Origin of the sequence: Halomonas sp. CH40, from assembly GCA_041875495.1 — a bacterium.
Classification (GTDB): Bacteria; Pseudomonadota; Gammaproteobacteria; order Pseudomonadales; family Halomonadaceae; genus Vreelandella.
Map to the genome: position 1 here is coordinate 136,866 of CP112982.1, position 21,131 is coordinate 157,996.

Annotated in this window: 16 protein-coding genes; 12 read left to right on the top strand and 4 right to left on the bottom strand. The window is 57.9% G+C overall.

Annotation, left to right across the window (positions count from 1 at the left end; all coding sequences use genetic code 11):
• The first annotated feature begins 69 nt into the window (after positions 1–69).
• Complete coding sequence (locus OR573_00640; GenBank protein ID XGA80194.1) at positions 70–2,124, top strand: diguanylate cyclase; 2,055 nt, start codon at positions 70–72, stop codon at positions 2,122–2,124.
• Entirely contained in the window at positions 2,124–4,826 is a 2,703-nt protein-coding gene (locus tag OR573_00645) for an EAL domain-containing protein (GenBank protein ID XGA80195.1), read from the top strand. The genes OR573_00640 and OR573_00645 overlap by 1 nt, the downstream gene beginning before the upstream one ends.
• On the opposite strand, the gene OR573_00650 is transcribed toward OR573_00645, so the two are convergent.
• Positions 4,781–5,422, bottom strand: coding sequence for a hypothetical protein (locus OR573_00650; GenBank protein ID XGA80196.1), 642 nt, complete (start codon positions 5,420–5,422; stop codon positions 4,781–4,783). The two genes, OR573_00645 and OR573_00650, sit on opposite strands and share 46 nt — an antisense overlap.
• Positions 5,423–5,629: 207 nt before the next feature.
• On the opposite strand from OR573_00650, the gene OR573_00655 reads away from it, so the two are divergent.
• Positions 5,630–7,741: an adenosylcobalamin-dependent ribonucleoside-diphosphate reductase gene (locus tag OR573_00655; GenBank protein XGA80197.1), complete on the top strand. Its 2,112-nt coding sequence runs from the start codon at positions 5,630–5,632 to the stop codon at positions 7,739–7,741.
• 79 nt (positions 7,742–7,820) lie between these two features.
• Positions 7,821–8,618, top strand: coding sequence for a ribonucleoside-diphosphate reductase (locus OR573_00660; protein XGA80198.1), 798 nt, complete (start codon positions 7,821–7,823; stop codon positions 8,616–8,618).
• 78 nt (positions 8,619–8,696) lie between these two features.
• Here the strand turns inward: OR573_00660 and OR573_00665 are convergent, their stop codons facing one another.
• Complete coding sequence (locus tag OR573_00665; GenBank protein ID XGA80199.1) at positions 8,697–9,638, bottom strand: sodium-dependent bicarbonate transport family permease; 942 nt, start codon at positions 9,636–9,638, stop codon at positions 8,697–8,699.
• A 138-nt stretch (positions 9,639–9,776) separates the two neighbouring features.
• Here OR573_00665 and OR573_00670 point away from each other — a divergent pair, with 138 nt between their 5' ends.
• Entirely contained in the window at positions 9,777–10,745 is a 969-nt protein-coding gene (locus OR573_00670; GenBank protein ID XGA80200.1) for a LysR family transcriptional regulator, read from the top strand.
• On the opposite strand, the gene uvrA is transcribed toward OR573_00670, so the two are convergent.
• Complete coding sequence (gene uvrA, locus OR573_00675; GenBank protein ID XGA80201.1) at positions 10,718–13,567, bottom strand: excinuclease ABC subunit UvrA; 2,850 nt, start codon at positions 13,565–13,567, stop codon at positions 10,718–10,720. The two genes, OR573_00670 and uvrA, sit on opposite strands and share 28 nt — an antisense overlap.
• 277 nt (positions 13,568–13,844) lie before the next feature.
• On the opposite strand from uvrA, the gene OR573_00680 reads away from it, so the two are divergent.
• On the top strand, positions 13,845–15,224 hold the full coding sequence (locus OR573_00680; protein XGA80202.1) for an MFS transporter: 1,380 nt from the start codon (positions 13,845–13,847) through the stop codon (positions 15,222–15,224).
• Between the two features lie 60 nt (positions 15,225–15,284).
• Entirely contained in the window at positions 15,285–15,890 is a 606-nt protein-coding gene (gene ssb, locus OR573_00685) for a single-stranded DNA-binding protein (protein XGA80203.1), read from the top strand.
• 127 nt (positions 15,891–16,017) lie between these two features.
• On the opposite strand, the gene OR573_00690 is transcribed toward ssb, so the two are convergent.
• The gene (locus OR573_00690; GenBank protein XGA80204.1) at positions 16,018–16,677 is read right to left on the bottom strand and encodes an FCD domain-containing protein; all 660 of its coding nucleotides are present in this window, start codon (positions 16,675–16,677) and stop codon (positions 16,018–16,020) included.
• 139 nt (positions 16,678–16,816) lie between these two features.
• Between OR573_00690 and OR573_00695 the strand changes: the two genes are divergently transcribed.
• The 5 genes from OR573_00695 to OR573_00715 all read left to right on the top strand — a co-directional run bounded on the left by OR573_00695 (position 16,817) and on the right by OR573_00715 (position 21,119).
• Complete coding sequence (locus OR573_00695; protein XGA80205.1) at positions 16,817–17,401, top strand: chromate transporter; 585 nt, start codon at positions 16,817–16,819, stop codon at positions 17,399–17,401.
• Positions 17,398–17,928, top strand: coding sequence for a chromate transporter (locus tag OR573_00700; protein XGA80206.1), 531 nt, complete (start codon positions 17,398–17,400; stop codon positions 17,926–17,928). Before OR573_00695 ends, OR573_00700 begins: the two co-directional genes overlap by 4 nt.
• A gap of 248 nt (positions 17,929–18,176) precedes the next feature.
• Positions 18,177–19,280, top strand: a complete 1,104-nt coding sequence (gene dctP, locus OR573_00705) for a TRAP transporter substrate-binding protein DctP (protein XGA80207.1) — start codon at positions 18,177–18,179, stop codon at positions 19,278–19,280.
• A gap of 19 nt (positions 19,281–19,299) precedes the next feature.
• A complete protein-coding gene (locus tag OR573_00710; GenBank protein ID XGA80208.1) occupies positions 19,300–19,794 on the top strand; it encodes a TRAP transporter small permease subunit in 495 nt (164 codons plus the stop codon).
• Positions 19,794–21,119, top strand: coding sequence for a TRAP transporter large permease subunit (locus tag OR573_00715; GenBank protein ID XGA80209.1), 1,326 nt, complete (start codon positions 19,794–19,796; stop codon positions 21,117–21,119). Before OR573_00710 ends, OR573_00715 begins: the two co-directional genes overlap by 1 nt.
• Positions 21,120–21,131: the final 12 nt, after the last annotated feature.

Genomic DNA, 21,131 nt, shown 5'->3' on the forward strand with positions numbered 1-21,131 from the left:
CATTTATAGTCAATCATTGTCATAGACTGTGATGGGTATCAATAAAATACGACCCGTGAAAAATAGTTCATGAATAGCGCATCCACTCTACCGCTATGGCAGATACAGCCCTTTGGTGCTCTGGTGGTGGCAGACAGTGCATGCCGCCAGGTACATGCGGTTAGCGATAACCTGATTGGCCTGCTGGGGGCGGATGCTGCAATAACGTCTCGCCCATCGCTTGCCTGTCTGCTCGGCAAGCGGCTTTGCCAACGCTTGCGCCATGACTTGCAAGGCCGCGAGCGCCTGCCAGCGCCGCTGACGTTTGTGCGCCATACTGATGGGCGACAAGTGCGCTATCAGCTACATGCCGTGCGCAGCGCCCACTGCGTACTGATAGAAATTGAGGCGCTACAGTCGCTGGGCAAGCAACGCCTTCTCGGGGCCGTGAATGAGTGGCTGATGCACCTGGCTGACGCCACCCACCAGCAAGTGTTGCTGGACTATCTGGTCGATGCCATTCAACAACTGACCGGGCACGACCGGGTTGTGGTATGCCATTTTGATAGCGACTGGAATGGCCTGATACGGGCGGAATCCCGGGGTGGAAAACTGCCCACTCTGCTTGGTCAATACTTTCCTGCCAGCGATTTTCCGCTGTTATTGCGGCGCAGCTACGAACGCCATCCAGTGCGTTATATTCCCAATGTTCAGGTGCCGCCGGTTCAGATGACTTTTTTCACGCCTGCCGAACGCCTGCAAAGCAGCGCGCAGCAGGTTTGTTCACTGGATACCACCCTGGTGCGCGCGCCTAGCCCCGCGCGGGTAGATTATTTAAAGCAGCTGGGGGTATGTGGTGCCTTGAACATTGCCATACAGGGAGATAACGACCTCTGGGGGATGGTGATCTGTCATTCAGCCGATGCCCACCCAACGCCGCCCCCCGTGCGCGATGCGGTACGTGCCCTGGTGCAGATGACCACTCAGCGGCTGTTGTTGCTGCGAGCACGTCAGGAGGCCCGCTTCCTGCAGCGTGTTCAGGATAGCCTGGTGCTGGCCAGCACCGCCCGCAAGGAGCCGCGCAGCCCGCAACAGCTGCTTGAAGCGCAGGCCAATACCTGGATGGAGCTGTTCCGCGCCGATGGTATAACGCTATGGATAAACGGCAACGTCTGTTCAGCAGGCAAAACGCCCCAGGTCAGGGTCATTAATCAGTGGGTCAAGCGTCTGGCACGCACCCATGGTTATAGCGGCCCCTGGTGTACTCGCCAGCTGGCAGAAAATCCGCTGACCCGCTCCCTGGCGATGGGAGATCGCTGTGGTGCCCTGGCCATGGCACTACCCTTCAGCCAGCAGCAAAATGGCTGGATGCTGTTATTCCGCCCCGAACAGTCAGAAACCCGCTATTGGGCAATACGCCCCCTTGATCCGCTAACGGCTTTACTGACCGCGCCACCCAACGCGGCCGGGCGGCAAGCGGCCACCACCCGGCGCAGTGAGGCGTGGCAGCGGGTTGAACGTCTGGCAGCAGTGGATCTGGGCGAAGACCTGACCCTGGCAATTTCCAGCTATGAGATCAGCCAGCTCAATGACCACCTGGAGCGCGAGCGCAAGGCGCTTGCCAGCGCCAATCAGCGCCTTGAACAGTTGGCCCATTTTGACCCGCTGACCCAGGTGTGGAACCGCTACCGGATTGAACAGGCCATTGACGCCGAGCTGGTGGCGGCCCAACGCTATGGGGCCCAGTTTGGGGTACTGCTGTTCGATGTGGATCACTTCAAGGCCATCAACGATACCTACGGCCATGCGCTGGGTGATGATGTGCTGGTCGCCCTGGCGCATCAGGTCGAAGCGTCTCTGCGTGGCTGCGACCATCTGGGACGCTGGGGCGGCGAGGAATTTGTGGTGCTGGCCCGCCACGCAGACTTCACCGCCCTGGCAGGTCTGGCGGAGCGTCTGCGCGTGCTGGTCACCACCTTGCATGTTGAAGGCCTGGATACATCGCTGACGGTCAGCGTGGGGGTGGCCGCCTGGCAGCCGGAAGACAGCTGCAAAACCCTGGTAGCTCGGGCTGATCAGGCTATGTACCGTGCCAAACATGCCGGGCGTAACCGGATAGAAGTGGCTGAAGGAGGGCAAGCCTGATGCTACGCGCACTGCTAAGCCGCTGGATGTCACCGCGCCGCGCCACCTGGAGCGCCTGCGCACTGCTGGTTGGGCTACTAGGGCTAGTGGCCTGGGAGATGCGCCATTACTATTTTAACCAGCAGCAGCTGGCACAGGCGCGTACCGAAACCAGCGCTCAAATGGTGGCTCAATGGTTGGAGAGCGCTCTGGAGACCTCACGGCAATCGCTGCGCGGGGTAACTGAGCTGTACCAACTGATGACCACCGGCCATCTCTCCACCTCTGAGCTGAGCGAGCTGCTTGACAGCCGCCGCGATAGCCTGCCGGTCTGGGACGAGGTGACCGTTCTCACGCCAGACGGCAGCGTGATAGCAGGCACCTATACTTCATCCTTGTCAGCACAAGACTGGACGCTGCTTTTGACGTTGACCGCCGACAATGGCCAGAAAAGCGGGGTGTCCAAGGTTTTTCATGCCAACGACGCCGAGCGGACGCCTTATCTGCTGCACGCCTTACAGATTGAAAATAGCCAGGGGCAACTGGAAGCGCTGGCGGTAGCCTGGCTGTCGCCCACCCATCTGGTGACGCTGGTCAATCAATTACCCTTACGCGAGGGCGACAGCATAGCGCTGTTGGACGTTGCCCAGCAGCTGATGGTGCAACGTAGCGGCGAAGATAGCCAGGCGACCACCTTGATTGATAAAAGGGTGGATACGCCGCAGCTGGCGAGGTTTCTGGATTCCCACCACCACAACAACAGCTGGATACGCCCGTCGCCGCTGGATGGCGACCAGCGTCTGTTTACCGGCTATAAGCTGGAAATGGCGCCTTGGCTGGTGATTGTGGGAGAAGATACCACCGTCTACCTGTATGACTGGTGGCGGCGCTTCTGGGCGCTGCTGATTGGGTGCTGTTTGTTGGTTGGGATGGGCATCGTGGCATTGCGTCACTATCGCCAGCTGTATGTGGCCGAACAGGCTCTGCGTGAGCATCGCAATCAGCTGGCCAAGGAAGTGGCCGCCCGCACCCGTGCCCAGCAGGCCACCGAGCTTGAAGCGGCCCAGCTCAAGATTGCCGCCATGGCGTTCGAAACCCATCTGGGCATGTTTATCGCCGATGCCCATAATCGCATTATTCAGGTTAACCACACCTTTAGCGATATCACTGGCTACCGTGAAGACGAGGTGATTGGCAAAACCCCGGCGGTACTCAGCTCCGGTCGCCATGACAAGGCCTTCTACCGCGCCATGTGGCAAGACCTGAACCGGTATAACCGTTGGCAGGGCGAGGTGTGGAACCGGCGCAGGAGTGGTGAGGTTTACCCGCAATGGCTGACTATCAGTGTGGTGCGTAATGACCAGCAGGAGATTACCCACTACGTGGCAACGCTGAGTGATATTACCCAGCGCAAAGCTGCCGAGCAGGAGATTCACCAGCTGGCCTTCTATGATTCGCTGACCCTGTTACCCAACCGCCGCCTGCTGATTGATCGCCTGGAAACCGCCCTCAAGGAAACTCAGCGGGAAGGCCTCTATAGCGGGCTGATGTTTATTGATCTGGATAACTTCAAGACCATCAACGACAGCCTCGGCCATTACCTGGGAGATGGCCTGTTGAAAGGGGTAGCCGAGCGGCTGGCAGGCGTGGTCAGAGACAGCGATACCGTGGCGCGCCTGGGCGGCGATGAGTTTGTGGTCATGCTGCATGAACTGGGCGAAAGTGAAACGGCCGCCATGCAGGGCGCCGAGGCCACTGCCCGTAAATTGCTGAGTGCCCTGCTGGAACCAATAGAGGTGGAAGGCCACGCCTTGCAGATCAGCGGCAGTATCGGGATTACCCTTTTTCATGGCGATAATGTCGGGGTCAGTGCGATTCTCCAGCAGGCTGACCTGGCCATGTATCAGGCCAAGGCCGCCGGGCGCAACGCGCTGCGCTTCTTCGACCCCTCGATGCATGCGGCGGTGGTCGAACGTGCCCAGCTGGAAGGTGATCTGCGCTATGCCATAGAGCGCCAAGAGCTGGTGCTGTTCTACCAGACCCAGGTCAACGCCGAAGGCGATGTGATTGGCGTTGAGGCACTGGTGCGCTGGCATCACCCTGTTCGCGGCCTGGTGTCGCCGGGGATTTTCATTCCGGTCGCAGAAGAGAGCCACCTGATTGGTGAGATCGGGGAGTGGGTGCTTGAAACGGCTTGCCAGCAGCTGGCCCAATGGGCCCGCTCACCGGCAACCGAAGGGTTGACGATTGCGGTCAACGTCAGCCCCAACCAGTTCCGCCAGCCGCGCTTTGTGGCCCAGGTGGAAGCGGTGCTGGCGCGCACCGCGGCTAATCCTCACCGGCTCAAACTGGAAGTCACCGAAAACCTGCTGATGGAAGATCTGGGCGTGATTCGCACCCGGATGGAGCAGTTGCGCCAACTGGGCGTGCGCTTCTCGCTGGATGATTTCGGTACCGGCTATTCCTCCCTGGCGTATCTCAAACGCCTGCCGCTGGATCAGCTCAAGATTGATCAGTCCTTTGTACGCGACGTGCTGGAAGACCCGGCGGACGCGGCGATTGTGCGCACCGTCATCGCCCTGGCCCACAGCCTGGAGCTTGAGGTCATCGCTGAGGGCGTGGAAACCGGCGCCCATCGTGACTGGCTGTATGCCGAAGGCTGCCGAGCCTATCAGGGTTACTGGTTCTCCCGGCCGTCGCCTGTTGAGACGCTTTCGCTGTAAAGTGACACCGCCGGGCGTAACTCATCGTCTCGCTCGTCTTCACTACCACCGTTTGAGCAGCTTGCCTGCAGGCGAGCCAGAGCGGCGTCGGCGCCCGCTAGGCTGAAGGTCATATGCCAGGGGTCGCGCTCACCCTGTTCAAAGGCAACAAACAGCTGATCACCCGCCGGCATTTCCTCCAGCAGGGTCTCCAGGCCGTTCAGGTAGAAATGGGCATAAAAGCCATCATCGCCGCGCTGGGTGATAAATTCCGCGACGCCCTGATGAATTGGCCGATCATCCACACGCACCAGGGTTGGCACCATATTCAGGGTGGTGTCCTCGCCTTGCAGGGTTTCCAGGGTGACGCGCATTTCAAGCCAGGGCAGGTCACAAATGCCCTGGGTAGCATTGACGCTGAAGGTGGCATCCGAATAGCTATGGGCTTCTACCGCGCGAAAATGCCGCTCATCCCCAAGCGACAGCGCCATCGACTGCCAGTGCTGATGGCGCTGGGCATCGCTGATGTTATAGGGCGTGGCCAGCGCCAGGGTGGGTAAACAGCCAATAGCCAAGAGGGTAAAGGATAAGTTCTTACAAAAGGTGCGCGTACCCATGGCAGGCTCTTCTCAGGCAAAAATGCAAGCCTACAACGACATTGACCAAGGCAAAAGGCTAAGGTGCTGATTTTTCTATATCTAGTATTTTTTTACAAAAAAATTAGCCTATATGGTGTCTGTCAAGACTATACTTGCTACTTTCAGACCGTATAATGCCTTGCGTTTTGGGCCGAGAATAACCCGTTGATGAAGGAGTTTTGCCACATGAGTACTGCTGCCAAAGCCGTAAAGACATCCAATGCTGTTCCGTTGCAGGCGCCTTCACAGGAAATCTGGGACTCCAAGTATCGGCTCAAGGATCGCCACAGCCAACCGGTGGATCAGGATGTCAGCGCCACCTATGAGCGGGTGGCCCGCGCCCTGGCAGCGGTAGAAGGTGACAAGGCAGACGAATGGCTGCCGCGCTTTCAGTGGGCGCTGGAGCACGGTGCCATTCCGGCTGGGCGGATTCTGTCCAACGCTGGCGCTGAAGAGTACAAACCTGCCGTCAGCCTGATCAACTGCACCGTGTCGCGCACCATCCGCGATTCCATGCGCGATATTCTTGATTCTGTGGTCGATGCCGGTATGACCCTGAAATCCGGGGCGGGTATTGGCTATGATTTCTCGACCCTGCGCCACAAGGGTGCCTTCGTGTTTGGCGCTGGTGCTGGCACCAATGGCCCGCTGGCGTTCATGGATATCTACGACAAGATGTGCTTCACCGTGGCTTCCGCCGGTGGCCGTCGTGGCGCCCAGATGGGCACCTTTGATGTGGGCCACCCGGATGTGCGTGAGTTTATCCAGGCCAAGCGCGAGTCCGGGCGTCTGCGCCAGTTCAACCTCAGCCTGTTGATCACCGATGAATTCATGGAAGCGGTCAAGGACAATGCCGACTGGCCGCTGGCTTTCCCGCTGCATCCGGGCGAGAAGGACGACGTCAAGCCGGAAGACCTTATCTACCGCGACTGGCCAGTGGTGGAAGACGGCTACACGGTTGATGAGGAAGGCCGCGTGGCCTGCCGTATCGTGGAAGTTATCAAGGCCCGCGAGCTGTGGGATACCATCATGTCCTCCACCTACGATTACGCAGAGCCGGGCTTTATCCTGATTGATCAGGTCAACCGCATGAACAACAACTGGTTCTGCGAGGATATCCGCGCCACCAACCCCTGCGGTGAGCAGCCGTTGCCGCCAGAAGGCGCGTGCCTTTTGGGCTCGGTCAACCTGACCAAGTTCGTGATTGACCCCTTCGGCAACAAGCCGCGCTTTGACTGGGAGCGCTACCGCAAGGTCGTTGCGGTGTTCACCCGTATGCTCGACAACGTGGTGGAAATTGCTGGCCTGCCGCTGCCCCAGCAGCAGCGTGAAATCGAAAACAAGCGCCGCCACGGCATGGGTTTTCTGGGTTTGGGTTCGACCATGACCATGCTCAAGATTCCCTATGGTTCCAAGGAATCACTGGCCTTCACCGAGGAAGTCAGCCGCCACCTGGCGCTGGAAGGCTGGAAGCAGGCGCTGGAGCTGTCCAAGGAAAAAGGCATGGCGCCGGTACTGGCAGAAGAGCACACCATTACCGCCAAGATGATGCGTGAGCGCCCCCAGCTGAAAAAAGACGGCTACGAAATCGGCGATAAAGTGCCGGGGCGCATTCTGCATGCCCGTTACAGCCAGTATATGGCCAAGGTCGCTGAGCTTGAGCCGGAACTGGTTGCCCAGCTGGCAGAGCACGGCGCGCGCTTTACCCACCATAGCTCGATTGCCCCGACCGGCACCATTTCGCTGTCGATGGGTAACAACGCCTCTAACGGTATCGAGCCTTCGTTCTCGCACCGCTATTTCCGCAATATTATCCAGTCGGGCAAAAAGACCAAGGAGCAGGTCGAGGTTGTCTCGTTTGAGCTGGCCGCCTACCGTCACTTTATTGCCTCAGACGCGGTAGAAAGCGATCTGCCGGATTACTTTATTACCGCTGATGCGGTGACCCCCGAGCAGCACGTTGCGGTTCAGGCGGCTGCCCAGCAGTGGGTGGATTCAGCGATTTCAAAAACCGTTAACGTGCCCACCGAGTTCCCGTTCGAGAAGTTCCAGGATCTTTACCTGCAAGCCTATGAAAGCCGCCTGAAAGGCTGCACAACCTTCCGCTTCAACCCGGAAGCCTTCCAGGGCGTACTGGTACGTGAAGATGACCTGAAAAACACCACCTATGTGTTTGAGCTGGAAAACGGTGAAACCGTTGAGCTGAGCGGTGATGAAAAAGTCATTTACGATGGTGAAGAGCACAACGCCGCCAACCTGTTTGATGGCTTGAAAGAAGGCACTTACGGCAAATGGTAAGGGCCGCCCGCTGCGCCGCCGGGCGAAGCGGATACCCTATACTGCTACCATCACTTGCTTGGTTTTGTGGAGAACACACATGACGGTTGAAATTACCTCGAAGATTGTCGGTTATCGCATCAAACAGGACGAGCCCGCCCCCCAGGCGGCGGCGCTGTTGGAAGAAGACCCACTGACGGTGCGCATTCCGTCGCGCCCGGAAGGCACCCTGGAAGCGGTGTCTGAAAAAATCTCCTATGTGGGCGCTGAAGGGCGCAAGAAAGTCTACCTGCTGGTGTCCTTCATGCCGGTAGAAGGCGTGGTAGGCGGTAAGCGGGTGGTGATCGAGCGCCCGGTGGAGTTCTTCTTCCCCTCAGGCCAGCTTTCCAGCGAGCACCAGTGGATCACCGCCACCATGCGTAGCCTGTCACTGGCGGCGCGCGGCGGTTACGTGACGCAGGCTGTGGCCGACTTGCGTAAAGTGGCCTGGGACAAGGGCCTGGTGCGCTGCGGCTGGAACCGCTGGGGCAAGCCGATGTTCCATGATTCGGAAGTCTCGGCGATTGCCTGGTCAATCCAGCAGATTCTTTACCGTCGCGGGTTTCTTGATCAGGACGGCAACCAGGTACCGGTGGAAACCCTGGTGGAGCGCTATCATCACCGCATGCAGCACGGCCACGCCTGGCAGCCGCCAGCGGGTGAGCCAGAAGCGGAGGCTGCAAGCGGTGCCGTCGAGCCGATCGGTGGCGCGGCCAATGAGGCAGATAGCAGCGCAAAAAAGCCTGAAGGCAGTGGCCCCGCAGTGGTTGGCCATTGCCCGGAATGCCGTGGTGAGCTGATTATGATGGACGGCTGCCCAACCTGTTACGCCGGTTGCGGCTGGTCCAAATGCGGTTGAAGTCTGGCTAAATAGCTCGTCTGAAAATCCGGAAGCGTTTCTCGCCTCCGGGTTTTTTCTATTTAAAGCACAGCAGAGCTAGCCCAGCAGATGTTCGATCAGCCGATGATAAAGCGGTATGCCGAGCATGACGTTGAGCGGGAAGGTAACCCCCAGCGACGCCAGCATGGCCAGGCCGATATTGGCTTGGGGAACCGCCGCGCGCATAGCAGCGGGGGCGGCAATGTAGGAGGCACTGGCGGCCAGGGCGGCCAGAATCACCACCGAGCCGATGGGTAAGCCGACCAGGGCACCGACCAGAATCCCCAGCAGTGACAACACCATCGGCGTGACCAGGGCAAAGGTAACCAGCCGCCAGTGATGCCAGGGGATGGGGCGCAGGGTCTGTGCGGCAGTCAGGCCCATTTCCAGCAGGAAGAGCGCCAGGACGCCTTTGAAGGCATTGGTGAACAGGGCGGTGACTTCTTCACCTTGAACGGGGCCGTAAAGCGCACCAATCAGCACACCGCCGGTCAGCAGGATAACCCCCCGGTTGGTCAGGGTTTCATGCCATAGCTTGCTGGTGCTTTCCTTGACGGCAGCGCCCTGGTGGCGCCGGAACAAAGCAATCGCCACCATGATGGCCGGCAGCTCCATGGCCACCAGATACAGCGTCACTTCACTGCCGACCGCCAGCTCACGGGCTTCCACATAGGCAAGTCCCACTGCAAAGGTACCGGCGCTGACCGAGCCGTAGTGGGCCGCTATGCTGGCGCTGTCTGCCGATGACAGGCGCACCAGACGGCGCAGTATCGGCATCAGCATCAGTGGAATGAACGCCGAGAGCAGGGCGACACCCAGCAGTTCGGGCACCAGCCCCCAGTGGATGTTGCCGTAAAGTGCCATGCCGCCTTTCAGGCCGATGGTCAGCATTAACAGCAGGCTCAGGGTGTCGTAAGTGGCCTTGGGTACTTCAAGATCGGATTTCACCGCTCCGGCAACCAGCCCCAGCAAGAAAAACATCACCACAATATCGGGCATACAAGGCGCTCCTTAACGTCAGCAAAGCTTGAATCACAAAAAAGAAGCTGCATTTTGCGAGCGAGGACGTGAGATAACTAATAATATATTCAAAGAAAAGTATAGATAATTATCTATGTAAACCAAGGAAGCTTTGCTGTGAACATTCGCCATCTGACGTTTCGGCTGCTGCAAGTCTACGTCACCGTTGTCCGCTGTGGCTCGGTCAGCGCCGCAGCGCGCCAGCTGCATCTTACCCAGCCTACCGTGTCGCAGCAGCTCAAGCGGCTGAGTGAGGCGGTCGGCAGCCCGCTGTTTGAACAGCATGCCCAAGGGCTGACCATGACGGCAACCGGCCAGGCGCTGTATCAAGCCAGCCGGGATGTGCTGGGGCGTTTTGATGACTTTGCCGATCAGCTAAGCGATTTGCAGTATGGCCGTAAAGGGCGTTTCAGCATTGTGCTGGTGAACACCGCCCAGTATGTGCTGCCGAGGCTTTTAGGGCCGTTCAGCCAGGCGTTTCCCGATGTGGATGTCACTGTGCATATCGGCAATCGTCGCCAGGTGCTGGCGCGTTTTGACCGCCATGAAGACGATCTCTATGTGTTCAGCCATCCGCCCGCATTGGCCCACGCGGTAGCGGCGCGTTTCATGCGTAACCCCCTGGTGGCGATAGCGGCCGCTGACCATCCGCTGGCACAGCAATCGTCGATCAGCCTGGAGCAGCTATTAAGTGAACGCTTACTACTGCGAGAGCCCGGTTCAGCGACCCGCATGCTGCTGGATAGCTGGCTGCAGGAGCAGGGCGTGAGCATGCAAAAGACCCTGCAGATGGCCAGCAATGAGGCCATCCGCGTGGGCGTCGCCGCCCGCATGGGCGTGGCGGTGCTATCAGAGCACGTGCTGCCCAAGGAACACCCCGAGCTTGCCGTGCTGCCAGTGGCAGGCCTGCCGATTGAAAGCCACTGGCAGTTTATCGTGCGCAGCGACCAGCGCCTGCCGCAATCGGCGCAGCGCTTTCTGCATTATGTCCATGAGCACCTTGGCCACTGGATCGAACCACACTTTGTCTGTAACGAGCTGGACGGCCTGCTGGCTGCTTACCCGACCTTTCCTCTGCGCAGCTGACGCTCAAGCAGCGGCTGGAGAAAGCGCCCGGTGTGGGACACTTTCATCTTGGCCACCTGCTCTGGCGTCCCTTCGGCGATGATCTGCCCGCCGCCGGAACCCCCTTCCGGGCCAAGGTCAATCAGCCAGTCAGCAGTCTTGATCACATCTAGGTTGTGCTCGATCACCACGATGCTGTTGCCATGGTCACGCAGGCGGTGCAGGACAGTCAGCAGCTGGCGGATATCCTCGAAGTGCAGCCCGGTGGTGGGCTCATCGAGAATATACAATGTCTTGCCGGTATCGCGCTTGGCCAGCTCGCGAGCCAGCTTGACTCGCTGGGCTTCGCCGCCGGATAGCGTGGTCGCGCTCTGCCCCAGGCGAATGTAGGAAAGCCCCACATCGAGCAGGGTCTGCAGGCGCCGGGCAATGGCAGGCACCGGGCTGAAGAACTCAAGGGCGTCTTCCACGGTCATTTCCAGCACCTGATGGATGGTTTTGCCCTTGTAATGAATATCCAGGGTCTCGCGGTTATAGCGCTTGCCCTTGCACACATCACAAGGCACATAGATATCCGGCAGAAAGTGCATCTCCACCTTGATCATGCCTTCGCCCTGGCAGGCCTCGCAGCGCCCACCCTTGACGTTGAACGAGAAACGCCCTGGCTTGTAGCCCCGTGAGCGGGCTTCCTGGGTGCCCGCAAACAGCTCACGAATAGGCGTGAAAATGCCGGTATAGGTGGCCGGATTGGAGCGCGGCGTGCGGCCGATTGGGCTCTGGTCGATATCAATGACCTTGTCGAGCTGCTCCAGCCCCTCGATCTTGCGGTAGGGTGCGGCCTTCAGGGTGGTGGCCCGGTTCAGCTCTCGGGCGGCAATCGGCATCAGAGTGCCGTTGATCAGCGTCGATTTGCCCGAGCCGGACACCCCGGTAATGCACACAAAGCAGCCCAGTGGCAGGCTCAGGGTGACATCCTGCAGGTTGTTGCCGGTGGCCCCGCTTAACACCAGCTGCTTTTCCGGGTTAGCGGGAATGCGGTAGGGAGGCACGGCAATCTCGCGGCTGCCACAAAGATACTGGCCGGTGAGAGAATCCGGGTTATCCATGATCTGCTGGGGCGTGCCTTGGGCAACGATCTGACCACCATGTACCCCGGCGCCGGGGCCGATATCCAGCACGTGGTCAGCGGCGCGAATGGCATCTTCATCGTGCTCGACCACAATCACGGTATTGCCCAGATCGCGCAGGCGCTCCAGGGTTTTCAGCAGGCGGTCGTTGTCGCGCTGGTGCAGGCCGATGGACGGCTCATCGAGAATATACATGACCCCGACCAGCCCCGCGCCAATCTGGCTGGCCAGGCGGATGCGCTGGGCCTCGCCGCCGGAAAGGGTATCAGCGCTGCGCTCGAGGTTGAGGTAATCCAGCCCGACGTTGACCAGAAACTCCAGCCGCGCATGGATTTCATTGACGATCTTTTCGGCGATTTCACCCTTGCGCCCCGGCAGCGTCAGGGAAGCAAAATAGCGCCAGGCCTCGCCGATGGGGAAGTGGACAATATCGGCAATGGTATGGTCATCGACAAACACATGGCGGGATTCCTTGCGCAGCCGCGAGCCGCTACAGGTCGCGCAGGGCTGCACGGCAATGTACTTGACCAGATCATCGCGCACCATGTTGGATTCGGTTTCCCGGTAGCGGCGCTGCAGGTTGGGCAAGACCCCTTCAAACGGGTGTTCACGGATGACCTTACGGCCACGGTCGCTGACGTAGCTGAACGGCACCGGCTCGTCGCCGCTGCCGTTGAGAATCAGGTCCTGGTCGTACTGAGTAAGCTCCTGCCAGGGGGTTTCCAACTTAAATCCATAGTGCTTGGCCAGCGCCTGTAGCTGGCTGAAGTAATAGACGCTGCGCCTGTCCCAGCCCTTGATCACCCCTTCGGCCAGGGAAAGCTCCGGATGGCTGATCAGCTTTTCAGGGTCGAAATACTGCTGCACCCCCAGGCCATCACAGGTCGGGCAGGCACCCGCCGGGTTATTGAACGAGAACATGCGCGGTTCAAGCTCGGCTAGGGAGTAGCCGCACACCGGGCAGGCAAAGCGCGATGAAAAGGCCAGGTCTTCCTGATCGCCGTCCATAAAGTGGATCATGGCGGTGCCGTCGGCCAGATTGATGGCGGTCTCGAAGGATTCTGCCAGGCGCTGGGCAATATCATCGCGCACCTTGAAGCGGTCAACTACCACGCTGATATCGTGTTTCTTGCGCTTGTCCAGCGGCGCGATATCATCCAGTTCCAACACCTGACCGTCGATCAGCACGCGCACAAACCCCTGGGCGCGCAGCTCCGCTAACAGCTGCAGGTGTTCACCCTTGCGGCCCTTGACCACAGGCGCCAGCAGCATCAGCTTGGTGCCTTCGGCGAGGTTCATGACCTGATCGACCATCTGGGAAATCGTCTGGGCTTCCAGATCCTCGCCGTGTTCCGGGCAGCGCGGCGTACCGGCGCGGGCAAACAGCAGGCGCAGATAGTCGTAGATCTCGGTGATGGTCCCCACGGTGGAACGCGGGTTGTGGGAGGTCGATTTCTGCTCGATGGAAATCGCCGGTGACAGGCCTTCAATATGGTCAACGTCGGGCTTTTCCATCATCGACAGGAACTGGCGCGCATAGGTCGAGAGCGATTCCACATAGCGCCGCTGGCCTTCCGCATACAGGGTATCAAACGCCAGCGATGACTTGCCGGAGCCGGAAAGCCCGGTAATCACGATCAGCCTGTCGCGGGGAAGCTCAACATCGATCTCTTTGAGGTTATGGGTGCGGGCACCCCTGACCAGAATGCTGTCCATCAACACCTCGTGGTGTACGGCAAAAGGATAATTATACGTTTCTTATACCTTATGGGGCAAAAAGGATGCGTAAACAAACCACGTCTTTGCCGCGTGGATAATGTCAACGTTGCCCGCAAAGCGTTAGAATAGCGGGCTGCCTTGTGCGCTTGTGCTGTGTCTTTTGATTCGCGCGGTTGTCGGATCAAGCCTGTTTTCATCGAGACTGTTTTCAAGAACCGTTTTCAAGGACTGTTTTCAAAGACCGTTTTCAAGGACTCTGTCAATCAAGGACCTTATGCGACACGTTTTTGCACTTTTGCTGACGTCTGAGCGCCGCGCGATCAGTGGCCTGGCCGGGCTTTATGCCTCGCGTATGCTGGGGCTTTTCATGGTGCTGCCGGTGCTGGCGCTCTACGCCGATGAGCTGGCTGGTGCCACTCCGCTGTTGATCGGCCTGGCACTGGGCATTTACGGCTTGACCCAGGCTTGCCTGCAGATTCCGTTTGGCTGGTTGTCGGATCGTTTCGGCCGCAAACGCATGATTGTGATTGGCCTTTTGCTGTTCGGGCTGGGCAGTGTGGTGGCGGCGCTGGCGGACTCGATTAGCGGTATTATCATCGGCCGTGCCCTGCAGGGCAGCGGTGCTGTGGCCGCGGTGATCATGGCGCTGCTGGCTGACCAGACCCGCGAGCAGGTGCGTACTCTGGCCATGGCGGCCATTGGTTTGTCGATCGGCCTTTCCTTTGCGTTGGCCATGGTGCTTGGCCCCTGGCTGGCCGCACGCACCGGGCTTGCCAGCGTTTTCTGGTTTACCGCCCTGCTGACGTTGGTAGGCATTGTGGTGCTATGGCGCTGGGTGCCGGCCGCTCCCCGGCGGCTCAAGCACCGCGATGTGGGTATGGATCGTCGCCAGCTGCGCCATGTCATCACCCGGCCTGACCTGTGGCGCCTGGATGTCTCGATCTTTGCCCTGCATCTGGTGCTGATGGCGATTTTTGTCGCGGTGCCGTTTCGTCTGCTGGAGGCGGGGATTGGCGTGGAGCGCCACGGCATGACCTATCTGGCCATCATGGGCGCGGCCTTTGTGCTAATGCTGCCTCTGGTGATCATTGCCGAGAAGTATCAGCATATGAAGCTGATCTGCCTGTTGGCAGTGGGCGCCATCACTCTGAGCCTGGCGGCGCTGGGCCTGCCGGTAGCGGATGGCAGGGGGCTTTTTGTCTGGCTGCTGGTGTTTTTTACCGGTTTTAACTTGCTTGAAGCCACCTTGCCTTCCATGCTCAGTAAACTGGCGCCAGCGGGGGCAAAAGGCACGGCCATGGGAGTTTATTCCACTGGGCAGTTTCTAGGCGCCTTTTTAGGCGGCACCCTGGGTGGTTTTCTGGCTCATCACTGGGGCCTGGATGCGGTATTTTTCGGCAGTGCTGGCCTGGCCCTGCTGTGGTGGGTGGTCATGTGGTCGATGCCTGCACCGCCGCCACTTTCCAGTGAGGTGGTTGCCCTTGGCGATAACCATGGTGATACCCTCGACACCCTGATGGAGCGCCTGGCCGATGTGGCCGGTGTGGAAGACGTAATGGTAGTGCCGGAAGAACGTCTGGCTTACCTCAAGGTGAATCGGCAGCAGTTGGATCAGGACGCATTAACGCGCCTTCTGACACCCCCACGGCGGTAAGGCGGCCAAGCGAGCGGGCGGCCCTCAAATTATTATGAATGGTATCAAGGAGCATCTTTTATGGCGCGCGGAATCAATAAAGTCATCCTGATCGGTAACCTCGGTCAGGACCCTGAAGTACGTTTCACCCCCTCCGGTACGGCCGTGGCCAACCTCAACCTGGCCACCAGCGATACCTGGATGGACAAGCAGACCGGCCAGCGTCAGGAACGCACCGAGTGGCACCGCATCGTGCTGTTCAATAAGACGGCAGAGATCGCCCAGCAGTACCTGAAGAAAGGCTCCAAGGTCTACATTGAAGGTCGCCTGCAGACACGCAAATGGCAGGATCAGAACGGCCAGGATAAATACAGCACGGAAATTGTCGCCAACGACATGCAGATGCTCGACTCGCGCGGCGGCGGTGATTTTCAGGGCGGCGGTGGCTACCCGAACGCTCAGCCCCAGCAGGGTGGCAGCTACCCACCGCAGGGTAATAACCAGTTCCAGGGCAATAACCCGCCCCCACAGCAGCAGCAACCACAACGCCCGCCTCAGCAGCAGCCAGCACCCCAGCCACCTCAGCAGGGCGGCCAACCGAACCACCAGCAGAATAATCAAAATAACCAGTACGGCGCTCCGGACCCGGGCAGCTTTGATGATTTTGATGACGAGATTCCCTTCTGAGACTGAGTACCTGTAATCTGTAACGATTAGAAAATGAAAGTCCTTGATAAAGCCTCACATAAGTGGGGCTTTATGTTTCTGTCATAGGTAAAAGCAATAACGGGCTACCGGAAAAGGTGTTGCCGTGTCACTGGAAGCTGACCAGTGCGATTTCATAGGAGCGCTGTATGTGGTCATCCAGCAACTCTCGGGCTTCCACTGCCTTGCGTTCAAGGGTCAGCGAGACCAGTTCGCCGTGTTGGGTATCCAGTAAGCGGCGTGTCTCGGGCGCTTCAGGGGCCAGGCGACGGTAACGGTCAAACTGGTCGTGTAGCTGTTCTATAAAACGTAGCAGCCATGCTGACTCGCAAGGTGCGACCAAGGTTCGGTGGAACTGGGCATGCAGGCGTTCCCATTCCTCAATATGCTCAGGCGTATCATTGGCACGCTTCAAACGGTGGGCAGCGGCAAGCAATTCTGATTCCCACATGGTATCTCCGCGTTCGATGGCACGTTGTAATGCCATTCCCTCCAGTTCGCGCCGCATGGTGGCAATATCATCCAGTTCAGCACGCTCCAGGCGAGGAACGCGAAAACCGCGCTGGTTTTCCTGTTCCAGAAGCCCATACGCGGCTAAGCGGTTCAAGGCCTCACGTAACGGGCTTAGCCCCACGTTATAACGTACCTTCAGTGCGCTGATGGCAATCTTTTCGCCCGCCTTGAAGCGCCCGCTTACCAGGTCTCGACGCAGGGTTTCATAGAGCTTGCTCGATGTGTTGATCAACTCCTTTCGTTTCAGTGCAGCCATTCTCCCTTTCCTCCTGAAATAACGGGATGTCAGACGCCTTTCTGCGCCGGCTAATACATAATAATGTCAGATAATCGATTTTTTAACTAAAATACGATAATAATTAGAATGATCAATCTTAAACCCTTATCTTACTTTCATGAGGCTTATCTTGCGTACTATTAATACTGTCAATTTACGTTCCCTGTTCTGGTCATTCACCCGAATTGGCCTGCTGGGTTTTGGTGGTGGCCCAGCCATGATTCCACTGATACAACACGAGGTCGTCAAGCGTCACGCTTGGATGAGCGATGATGATTTTGCAGACATGCTGGCAATTGGTAATACGCTTCCAGGGCCTATTGCGACCAAGCTACCGGGGTATATCGGTTATCGCGTCAGTGGCGTCATGGGCTGCTGCATCGCCGTTGTCGCCACTATCCTGCCGATGATCCTGGCAATGATTCTGTTGCTTGGCGTGCTGAATCACTATCAGGAGGTAGGCTGGATTCAGGGTATGGGGTCGGCGATGCTGCCAGTGGTCATGGTTATGATGCTCCAGTTGATGCTTGATTTCGGTAACAAGTCACGCCTGGCGCTGGGCATGTCGCCGAGTATTGCCATTGCTTTGTGTGCCGGCGGGCTGATCTATGGGCTTGGTCTGCATCCGGGGTGGGTGGTGGGTGGCCTGTTGGCGGCGGCTTTGCTACTGCCAGCGCCTGGGCGTAGGGAGGAAAGGTCATGATCTATTGGCAAGTGTTCCTGGCTTTTTTTATCCCCAACATGGTCGGCTACGGGGGTGGTCCCGCGATCATCCCCCTCATCGAAGCACAGGTTGTGACTCATTACGGGTGGATGAATGCGCAACAGTTTGCTGAAATTCTGGCCATCGGCAATGCCTTGCCTAGCCCCATTGCCACCAAGATGGCGGGGTATATCGGTTTTGAAGTAGCAGGCGTTCTGGGGGCTATCATTGCCATACTGGCGAGTGTGGTTCCTTCAATTCTGCTCATGCTTGCCGCACTGGGTTTGATTTATCGCCATCGCCACTCACCTAAAGTGCAGCGAATGAGCCAATGGGTACGTCCGGTCATCGCCATGATGATGGGATGGCTGGCGTTCAGCTTTTTAAATGAGGGCCTGCAGCAAATCGGTACTCTCCATACGGTGGTGATTGGCGTGGCGGCGGCTATCTCACTCCTGCATTTCCGTATTCATCCCGCCTTTGTTGTCCTGGCGTCCTTGTGTTACGGCGCTGTATTTCTCGGTTGAGCTGATCGACGGCAATCGTGCAAGAAAAAACATGGTGCCGCACTCAAAAGCGGCATTGTGTGGCCTGCAAGGCCCTGAATTGGTGCAGTCTTTATCAGGCAAGCAGATCAGGCGAGGTGCTGCACAATGCATATTCACCGATAAATGATTGCTAAATCTTTTATAAATAAAAAAATCGATTTTTTGGCATGGCCTTTGCAAGTTCCTCGCCGTTGCTGTTATCCATTGATCAGATGAGGTTAGATGCCATGTCGCTTTCACGTCGTCAGTTTGTTACGACCGCTGCTGTCTCTTCCACCGCCGGGCTTGTCCTTGGTGCCCCCGGTATTGCCGCGGCGCAGTCGCCGTCTACCTTCAATTGGCGCATGACGAATGCGTACGGTCCGGGCTCGCCGTTTTATGTTGAGGGCCCTGGTAGCCCGACCGACATGATTCAAAAGATCAACACCATGTCGGGAGGACGACTCAACATCCAGCACTTTGCCGCCGGTGAACTCATTCCTGCCCTTGAAGGCTTTGAAGCGGTTCAGTCCGGGGTAATCGAAATGAACGCGGCCAACAGCTACTTCTGGTCTGGCACCACGTTCGCGGCGCAGTATTTTACCACCGTGCCGTTCGGGATGAGCTTCCTGGGCCATATGGCCTGGCTGTTCCATGGCGGCGGGCTGGAGTTGTGGCATGAAGTGTATGAACCCTATGGCATGGTCGCTTTCCCTCTGAATAACACGGGTGTGCAGATGACCGGGTGGTTCCGTGAGCCCATCGAGGATATCGGTCAGTTAAATGGGTTGCGCATGCGTATCCCTGGCTTGGCAGGCAAGGTTTATGCCGCCTTGGGAGTCGATGCCAGAGTGTTGCCAGGTGGCGAAATCTTCCCCGCACTGGAACGTGGTGTGATCGATGCGGCAGAGTTTGTAGGCCCTTATCAGGACAGGCGCCTGGGGCTACAGAACGCTGCCAGTTATTACCACACGACCGGATGGCACGAACCTGCCACCACCGGCGAGCTTTTGATCGGCAAGGCACAGTGGGACAGCCTGCCGGAAGATCTGCAGATGATAGTGCGTTCTGCCTGTATGGCCTCCTGTCTGGAAAGCGTCACCTGGTCGGAGGCGGTGAATGGCGAAGCCTTGACTGATCTGGTCGAGAATCATGGTGTCAACGCCCAGGTATTGCCGGCGCCTGTTGTTGAAGCATTGCGCGAGGCCACTCGGGATACGCTAGCCACCGAGGCGAATGCTGATCCCTTGGTGCGCAAGGTGCATGACAGCTATATGGCCTTTAAAGCCAAGCATGACCGCTGGGCCGGCATCAGTGAAGGCCCATGGCATACATCTATTCTGGGAGTGTGAGATGAGAGCCGTGGAGCGTATGGTCCACGGACTCGAGGCGGCGGTTCGTCTATTTGGCGGGCTGGCCGCCTGTGTCTGCGTGGTCCTGGTATTGCTGGTCACCGGTGATGTGATGATGCGCTATTTTTTCCGGGTAGGCGCCGTATGGTTGCAGGAGCTGCAATGGCACCTGATTTCACCGATTGCCCTATTTGGCATTTCCTATGCGCTTTATCGCGGTGAGCAGGTACGTGTCGATGTTTTTTTTGAGCACTTTCCAGAGGGAGTGAAGCGCGTCATTGAAGTTATGGGGGGCTTGATGCTGATGGCGATAGCCCTCTACTCCATGTGGCTCTGCCTGCCCTGGGTAGAGCAATCCTGGCTGCGTAACGAAGCATCGCCCAATCCGGGTGGTTTACCCTGGCGTTGGGTGCTGAAGGCCTTTCTTCCGCTTGGTTTCCTGCTCCTGGCCATGCAAAGCCTGGCGCATGTATTACGTCATGGTTTTGCACTCAGCAAGAAGGAGGGAGCCTAATGTCTCCGAATGAATGGCTGGCGATTGGAATGATTGTCGCATTTTTTGTGTTGCTGCTGATTGGTTTGCCTGTGGGCATTGCGATCGCCAGCAGTGCCTTTGTGTTTGGCTATATCGGTTTTGGCCCCATGCTGTTCAATCTCCTGCCTTCGCGTATCTATGGGGTGGTCACCAACTACACCTTCATGGCCATTCCATTGTTCGTCTTTATGGGCGTCATGTTGGAAAAATCCAAGCTGGCGGAAGAGCTGATTGATATTGTGGGCCATCTGTTTGGCCGTGTTGCGGGCGGTATGGGTGTGGCGATTATTGCCATCGGCGTCTTGTTAGGCGCTGCGACGGGAATTGTAGGCGCCACCATCGTCACGTTGGGCCTGTTGACCTTGCCGACGCTTCTTCAGCGTGGCTACCCAAAGCCCTTAGCTACCGGCATGATCTGTGCCTCTGGCACGCTGGGGCAAATCATTCCGCCCAGTCTTGTGCTGATTCTGCTGGCCGAAATTCTGGGGGAATCCGTGGGCACAATGTTTGCAGCGGCCATGATACCCGGGCTGACCCTGGCGGCTGTTTATATCCTTGCCATTTTGCTGTTGGCTGCCTTTAAGCCAGGGTTAATGCCGCCAATTCCTGTGGAGGAACGCAATGCCATGGGGCGTGGTGAATTGATCCGCAAGGTGTTTTATGTGGTTGCTCCTCCTGTGGGGTTGGTGTTGGCGGTGCTTGGGTCGATTATCGGTGGGGTTGCCGCTCCCACTGAAGCGGCCGGAATGGGAGCGATTGGCGCCTTATTGTTTGTAGCGCTCTCTGGGCGTCTACGTTTTCCGCTCTTAGTGGAGGTTGCCAAGTCAACGCTGCTTATTTCAGCGATGGTGTTCTTTATCCTGATTTGTGCGCAAGTATTCGGGCTAGCGTTTCGTGGCTTGGGAGGAGAGCATCTTGTAGAGCGCATGTTTGAATGGGTACCCGGCGGTGTGACAGGGGCCATGCTGTTCATGTTGCTACTGATGTTCGTGTTGGGCCTGTTCCTTGAATGGATTGAAATCACTTATGTGGCCTTGCCACTATTTTTACCCTTTTTTGTGCAGATGGGGGTCGATATGGTGTGGCTGGGCATTCTGATCGGGTTGATCCTGCAAACTTCTTTTTTGACACCGCCCTTTGGTTGGTCACTGTTTTTCCTGAAAGGCGTTGCACCTGATGAGGTGACCACCGTTGATATCTACAAAGGCGTATTACCGTTTATTGCGCTGCAATTCCTGGCCGTTGCTCTCGTCTTTGCCTATCCCTCCATTGCCACCTGGTTGCCTGATGCTATTGGTTGGTAGGCCCTGAGCAGA